Here is a 7275-nt window from a genome sequence, read left to right on the forward strand (position 1 = left end):
CGAAAGAAGGCGCTTGGCAAGGGCTCAGCGCAGATCGCGACCTTCGACGAAATGCCCCCAGAGCGTGGAGATGAGCGACAGCCACAGCAGGGTGTTGAACCATCCGAACAGCAAAGATGCGAGCAATTCCGCCAGACCGGCCAGGGGCAGCGACAGCAACAGGTTCACGGCCATGGTCAGGATCTGAACGAACAGGACCAGGACGATCAGCACCCCCAGATGCGATCCGCCTGCATGCCAGCCGGTCGTCATCGGGCGTTCGGCCCCAGTCGCGGCCCCGGCAAGTCCGATTCCCAGACGCAGACCAAAAACGGCAAGGACGAAGCCCGACATCATGAAGATGACGAAATAGAGGCCGATGCCCCCTCCAAGGGCAATCATCAGCGTCTGGCCCAAGAGCACGAACATCAGGCCCGGCAGCATGAGGAGAAGCGCCAGCTTCACGGATGCTGTGGCGTAACGCAGCTCCGGGCGTCCGATCGGACGCAGAACACGGGGACGCTCATCCAGAAGAATGAACCGATGCCAGGATGCGGCCAGGCTGACGAAGGCCAGCACGAAGGTCGCGGCCATCGCGATAGTCACCGCCGCGACCGCGATCCCGGGCGCATCGCCGCCGATGAAGACCTGCCGCGCGGCCAGCCCGATGCCGATGCCCAGGGCCGCAATCAGCAGCGGCTGGACCGAGAGGGTCAGCGCCGCGCCCAGATTGCCGGTCAGCTGCAGAATGGAATGGCGGAGAAGTCGAAAGGCCAGCATGGAAATGCCCTTATTGAATGCCGTCGGACCGTAATCCGTGTCGAACCCTTGTGACAACGCGCGGAACGCCGTATTCCCTGCGAAAATTCGATGAAGGGTTAACCGCATGACCGACGCGCCGAAAAAAGTCGTCCTAGCCTATTCGGGCGGATTGGACACCTCGATCATCCTGAAATGGCTGCAGACCGAATACGGCTGCGAGGTCATCACCTTCACTGCCGATCTGGGGCAGGGCGAGGAACTGGAACCGGCCCGCGCCAAGGCCGAGATGCTGGGCATCGCGCCCGAGAACATCCATATCGAGGATCTGCGCGAGGAATTCGTCCGCGATTTCGTCTTCCCGATGTTCCGCGCCAACGCGCTGTACGAGGGGCTGTACCTGCTGGGCACCTCGATCGCGCGGCCGCTGATCTCTCAGCGGCTGGTCGAGCTGGCGAAGAAGCATGGTGCCGATGCCGTGGCCCATGGCGCGACGGGCAAGGGCAACGACCAGGTCCGGTTCGAGCTGTCGGCCTATGCGCTGGACCCGTCGATCAAGGTCATCGCCCCCTGGCGTGAATGGGATCTGACCAGCCGCACCAAGCTGATCGAGTTCGCCGAACAGAACCAGATCCCCATCGCCAAGGACAAGCGCGGTGAGGCGCCCTTCAGCGTCGACGCGAACCTGCTGCATACCTCGAGCGAGGGCAAGGCGCTGGAGAACCCCGCCGATGCCGCGCCCGAATATGTCTATCAGCGCACCGTCGCCCCCGAGGACGCCCCCGAGACGCCCGAATTCATCGAGGTGACCTTCGAGAAGGGCGATGCGGTCGCGATCGATGGCGAGGCCATGTCGCCCGCCGCGATCCTGACCAAGCTGAACGAGCTGGGCGGCAAGCACGGCATCGGTCGTCTGGACTTCGTGGAAAACCGCTTCGTCGGCATGAAGTCGCGCGGCATCTATGAAACGCCCGGCGGCACCGTCCTGCTGGAGGCGCATCGCGGGATCGAGCAGATCACGCTGGACAGCGGCGCGGGTCACCTCAAGGACAGCCTGATGCCCCGCTATGCCGAGCTGATCTACAACGGCTTCTGGTTCAGCCCCGAGCGCGAGATGCTGCAGGCCGCCATCGACAAGTCGCAGGAACACGTCAGCGGCACCGTCCGCCTGAAGCTCTACAAGGGCAGCGCGACCTGCGTGGGCCGCTGGTCGGATCACTCGCTCTATTCCGAGGCGCATGTCACCTTCGAGGATGACGCCGGTGCCTACGACCAGAAGGACGCGGCTGGCTTCATCAAGCTGAACGCCCTGCGCCTGAAGCTGGTCGCGAACCGCAACGCCCGCTTCAAGTAAGCGCCGCGATACGCGTTTCCACGGCCCCGTCGGACCTTTGTCCGGCGGGGTTTCCTTTTGCGCCGCGCCTCGTCAGATTGGCCGCGCATCATCGAAAGGCCGCCCCATGACCCGTCCCGCCCGCATCGCCATCCTGACCGTCAGCGACCGCGCCGCCAGCGGCGCATACGAGGACAAGGGCGGTCCGGGGGCCGAGGCCTGGCTGCGCGGGGTCATCACCTCGGACATGGTGATCGACCGGCATATCGTCCCCGACGGCCGAGAGATCGTGGCCGGCAAGCTGCGCGAACTGGCGGACGGCGGGGCCGATCTGATCCTTGTGACCGGCGGCACCGGCCCCGCGCCGCGCGACCTGACACCCGAGGCCGTGTCCGACGTGGCCGAGCGCGAATATCCGGGCTTTGGCGAGGAAATGCGCCGTGCATCGCTGCGCGAGGTGCCGACCGCGATCCTGTCGCGCCAGACCGCCGTCAGCCGCGGCCGGACGCTGATCATCACCATCCCCGGCAAACCCTCGGCCATCGCGACCTGTCTGGACGCGGTCTTCGCTGCCGTCCCCTATTGCCTGGACCTGCTGGGCGCCGCCCGGATCGAGACCGACCCCGCCCGGATCGAGGCGTTCAGGCCCAGGGCGAAGTGACCGGCCTCAGGTCGAGCGTCCGGAGGATGTCATCGCAATCGACGGTGAAATCCTCTCCTTGGCCCTCGGCCACGACGAAGCCGTAATGCATTCCCATCAGGTCGGTGAAATCCTTCCACAGGTTGTTGAACCTGCTGGGCGGCTGGATCGTCAGAAGCATCATGTCGTCTGCGCCCAGCAGCAGCGCATGGGCAAGCGCGCTGCCCTCGACCCCGACGACGGTGGAGGCGTTGGACAGCTTCTGGCGGATGGTGCCCAGGTCGTCGCGTTGCGGGTCGACCACTTCGAATCCCTTTACGCAAAGCATGTCGACGATTTCGCCCTCGTTGCGCAGTCGCCTTGCCTGGCCCGACGATCCGCGCGTGATCACGACCCCCTGGCCACCGCCCGTATCCAGCCGCAGCCTGTCGCGCAGTCGCTTCATCCGCTGGCGGCGGTGATCGGTCATGCCGTGGTCCTGAAAGACCCAAGCCTCGGAAAGATCGACATCGCCGATCTCGTGGCAGGTCGTGCCCAGGGCCTGCCCATAGGCGCGGACATGAGGCCAGTCCGGTCGCTGGACCGCCTTGGGGTGGCAGACCAGGCCGAATTCCGCGGCCATCAGCGCCGTCACATTGTCGTCGACGACGCGGTGCCCGAAATAGAGGTCGCTGACGGGCGTTCCGACAAGCGCGACCGTATCCTCGATCCGTTGCTGGGTGCGGCCCCGGATGCGCGGAGAGTGTCGCCCCACCATCTGGTGCATCGTCCCGGCGGCGAACAGCGTTCCGCCCAGAAGCTGCGCATCGACAAGACGAAAGGCCAGCGTCGGATCGTGAACGACCTTCGAGCAATCGATCCGCTGCAATTCATGGGCAATCGACGTGTCGGCCTGTGCGGCAACGATTTTGTCCAGCTGGCCGGGAAGGTATATCGCCCTGCTGCGCCGCGAAACCTCGGACGGGGCAAGGACCACGACCTCGGCTGCGGCCTCGGCAAGCCCGCGTGATCTTCCGGCGATGCGCTTGACGCGGTGGGTCAGGGGAACAAAGGACATCATGACAGGGAACCGGGAACCGTACCCGTGAACTATACCCCAATTCCCTTGCATGTCATGCATCTTGAGCGGGATGCGGAAAGGTGCGGGTGATCTAGGCTTCGAATCGCCGCCCGAGCCGAGGTCAGCCGAAGGCCGCCAGCGCCAAGGGCGCGATGATCGCCGTCAGCACGGCGTTCAGCCCCATCCCGATGCCCGAGAACGCACCGGCGGTCTGGTTCACCTGGAATGCGCGGGCGGTCCCGATCCCGTGCGCCGCGACCCCGATGGCGAAGCCGCGCGCGCGCCAGTCGCGGATGCGCAGCAGGTCCAGAAAGGGCGTGACCACCACCGCGCCGAAGATGCCGGTCAGCAGGACCATCACGGCGGTCAGCGTGGGCTCACCGCCCAACCGCTCGGCGATGCCGATGGCGACGGGGGCGGTCGTGGACTTCGGCGCAAGCGACGCCAGCACGGTGCCCTCGACGCCCATGGCGCGGGCGATGGCCAGCGCGCTGATCACCGCCGTGCCCGACCCCGCCAGCAGCGCCGCGATCATCGGCAGGGCCGCGCGGCGCAGGCGGTGCAGGTTGTCCAGCAAAGGCAGGCCTAACGCGACCGTCGCGGGGCCCAGCATGAAATGCACGAACTGCGCGCCCTCGAAATAGGTCGCGTAATCCGTGCCCGTCAGGGACAAGAGCGCCCCCAGCAGGATGACCGCGATCATCACCGGGTTCGCCCAGCTCTGGCCGCCCGTGGCGCGCGAACAGGCGGTCCCGGCAAGATAGGCCAGAAGCGTGGCGGTCAGCCAGATCAGGGGCTCCTGCGTCAGGTAGGACCAGATCATCGCGCCCCCTTCCCGGATTTCACGGCGTTCGGATCGGTCGTGCCGGTCAGGCGCGACACCCATTGAAAGACCAGCGCCCCGATCGCGATGGCCAGCACCGTCGAGACCGCGATCGCCACGGCCAGCGCGACGCCCTGTTCGCGGATCAGCGCCAGATGCGCCACCACCCCCACGCCCGCGGGCACGAAGAACAGCGACAGGTTCGCCAGCAGCCCTTCGGCGACGGGGCGGATGCGGGTGGTCAGCCTGGGCCGCATCGCGCAGGCGGCCACCATCAGGATCATGCCCAGCACGGGGCCGGGCACGGGAAGGCCCAGGGCGCGGGTCGCGACCTCGCCCGCAAGCTGGAAACAGAGGATGATGGCAAGGCCGGGGATCATGCCGCAGGATACTGCGGCACATTGCCCTGCGCCAGCCCCGTTCATCTTGTGGAGGGGGCGGCGAAACCCCGCCAGATATGGGGTTGCGGTTGACTTGCCGATGCGGGATTGGGACAATCCCCGACCGACCCCGACCAAGGTGGACCCATTGCGCTTCGACAGGCTGCGGCTCAACGGCTTCAAGAGCTTCGTCGACCCCACGGATCTTGTCATCCGCGAGGGGCTGACCGGCGTGGTCGGTCCGAACGGCTGCGGCAAGTCGAACCTGCTGGAGGCCCTGCGCTGGGTCATGGGCGAGAACCGCCCCACCGCCATGCGCGGCGACGGGATGGAGGACGTGATCTTCGCGGGCACCGCGCGCCGCCCCGCCCGCGCCCATGCCGAGGTGTCGCTGTCTGTGGACAACCGCGACCGGCTGGCGCCCGCGGGCTTCAACGACGACGACGGCTTCGACATCACCCGCCGCATCACCCGCGACGCGGGCAGCGCCTACAAGATCGCGGGCAAGGACGTGCGGGCCCGCGACGTGCAGATGCTGTTCGCCGATGCCTCGACCGGCGCACACAGCCCGGCGCTGGTGCGGCAGGGCCAGATCAGCGAACTGATCAACGCCAAACCGAAAAGCCGCCGCCGCATCCTCGAGGAGGCTGCCGGGATCTCGGGGCTCTATGCCCGCCGCCACGAGGCCGAGCTGAAGCTGAACGGGGCCGAGACGAACCTGTCGCGGCTGGACGACACGCTGGACCAGCTGTCCTCGCAGGCGGCGACGCTGGCGCGGCAGGCCCGCGCCGCCGCGAAATACCGAGAGATCGGCGCCGCCCTGCGCCAGGCCGAGGGCGTGCTGCTGTTCCGCCGCTGGTCCGAGGCCGAGGCCGCCCGCCTTGCCGCTTCCGAAGCGCTGTCCGCCGCCATCCGCGCCGCGACCGAGGCCGGCCATGCCGCGACCGAGGCCGAGGAACGCCGCGCCCTGGCCGAGGAATCGCTGCCCCCCCTGCGCGAGGAAGAGCAGATCGCCGCCGCGATCCTGTCGCGCCTGACCGTCGAACGCGACGCGCTGCTGGATGCCGAGACCCGCGCCACCGAGGCCATCGCCGCGCTGGAATCGCGCATCGCCCAGCTGGAACGCGATATCGACCGCGAGGAATCGCTGAACCGCGACGCGGGCGAGGTGGTCGAGAGGCTGGCCTGGGAACAGGCCGAGCTGGAAAAGGCCGCCGAGGGCCATGACGACCGGCTGGACGCCGCAGCCGAGGCCGCCGAACAGGCCTCGGAGGCGCTGCGCGAGGTCGAGCAGCGGCTGGCCGAACTGACCGACGAATCCGCCCGTCTTGCCGCGCGTCACCAATCCGCCGAACGCCTGGTCGCCGATCTGCGCGCCATGTCCGACCGTGCGACCCGCGCCGCCTCCGAGGCCGAGGAGGCCGTCGCCCGCGCCACCGCGTCCGGCACGGATGCCCAGCAGGCGCTGGAACGGGCCGATGTCGCCCAGGGCCAGGCCCGCGACCGCGTCGAGGCCGCCGAAGAGGCGCTGGCCGCCGCCGAGGAGGCCCGCGCCGACCGCGAGGGCATCGAGAGCGCCGCGCGTTCCGCCCGCGCCGAGGCCGAGGGAGAGGCAAGCGCCCTTGCCGCCGAGATGGCCGCCCTGAAGCGGCTGGTCGAACGGGGCAGCCAGGGGGGTGCCACGCTGCTGGACCGGGTCGAGGTCGCGCGCGGCTACGAGACCGCCTTCGGGGCGGCGCTTGGCGACGATCTGCGCGCGGGCGTCACGGATGACGGCTCGGGGTGGCACATGCTGCCCTTCTGGGACGCCCCGCAGCCGCTGCCCGAAGGGGCTCAGCCCCTGTCGCCGCATGTGCAGGGACCGCGCGAATTGGCCCGCCGCCTGTCGCAGACGGGGCTGGCGGTCGATGCCGACCGCGCCGCGTCGCTGCAGCATGCGCTGCTGCCCGGTCAGCGCCTGGTGACCCCTGCGGGCGATCTGTTCCGGTGGGACGGGATGCGCGTCATGGCCGGCGAGGCGTCCTCGTCCGCCGCGCTGCACCTGCAGAAGGTCAACGAGCTGGCCGAGATCACGCGCCAGTCCGAAACCGCGCAGGCCCGCGCCGAGGCCGCAGCCGAGGCGCACGAGGATGCGCGCGGCGCGCTGGCGGCGGCCTCCGAGGCCGAGAAATCCGCCCGCGATGCCCGCCGGGAGGCCGAGCGCCTGCTGTCCGAGGCCGCCCGCGCCGCGACCCGCGCCGAATCCGACCTGGCGATGGCCAGCAGCCGCGCCGAAAGCGCGCGCGGCGAACTGGCCCGTCA

The 7275-nt window shown here is 68.6% G+C and carries 7 protein-coding genes; 3 read left to right on the plus strand and 4 right to left on the minus strand.

The window, feature by feature from the left end; all coding sequences use genetic code 11:
• Window positions 1–24 precede the first annotated feature (24 nt).
• The gene (locus QMZ16_RS02800) at window positions 25–759 is read right to left on the minus strand and encodes a hypothetical protein (RefSeq protein WP_282602035.1); all 735 of its coding nucleotides are present in this window, start codon (window positions 757–759) and stop codon (window positions 25–27) included.
• 106 nt (window positions 760–865) lie between these two features.
• On the opposite strand from QMZ16_RS02800, the gene QMZ16_RS02805 reads away from it, so the two are divergent.
• Complete coding sequence (locus QMZ16_RS02805) at window positions 866–2092, plus strand: argininosuccinate synthase (RefSeq protein ID WP_282602036.1); 1227 nt, start codon at window positions 866–868, stop codon at window positions 2090–2092.
• Between the two features lie 106 nt (window positions 2093–2198).
• Complete coding sequence (mog, locus tag QMZ16_RS02810) at window positions 2199–2732, plus strand: molybdopterin adenylyltransferase (protein ID WP_282602037.1); 534 nt, start codon at window positions 2199–2201, stop codon at window positions 2730–2732.
• On the opposite strand, the gene QMZ16_RS02815 is transcribed toward mog, so the two are convergent.
• The 3 genes from QMZ16_RS02815 to QMZ16_RS02825 form a co-directional block, all read right to left on the minus strand.
• Window positions 2713–3771 (minus strand): glycosyltransferase 61 family protein, encoded by a 1059-nt coding sequence (locus tag QMZ16_RS02815; RefSeq protein ID WP_282602039.1) that lies wholly within the window; start codon window positions 3769–3771, stop codon window positions 2713–2715. The two genes, mog and QMZ16_RS02815, sit on opposite strands and share 20 nt — an antisense overlap.
• Window positions 3772–3892: 121 nt before the next feature.
• On the minus strand, window positions 3893–4594 hold the full coding sequence (locus QMZ16_RS02820) for an LrgB family protein (RefSeq protein WP_282602040.1): 702 nt from the start codon (window positions 4592–4594) through the stop codon (window positions 3893–3895).
• Window positions 4591–4974, minus strand: coding sequence for a CidA/LrgA family protein (locus tag QMZ16_RS02825; protein ID WP_282602041.1), 384 nt, complete (start codon window positions 4972–4974; stop codon window positions 4591–4593). Before QMZ16_RS02825 ends, QMZ16_RS02820 begins: the two co-directional genes overlap by 4 nt.
• A gap of 100 nt (window positions 4975–5074) precedes the next feature.
• Between QMZ16_RS02825 and QMZ16_RS02830 the strand changes: the two genes are divergently transcribed.
• Window positions 5075–7275 (plus strand): AAA family ATPase (locus QMZ16_RS02830; RefSeq protein ID WP_282602042.1); only part of this gene is annotated, 2201 nt, incomplete at its 3' end.

The organism is Paracoccus sp. PARArs4 (genome assembly GCF_947311865.1).
Taxonomy (GTDB): Bacteria; Pseudomonadota; Alphaproteobacteria; order Rhodobacterales; family Rhodobacteraceae; genus Paracoccus; species Paracoccus zeaxanthinifaciens.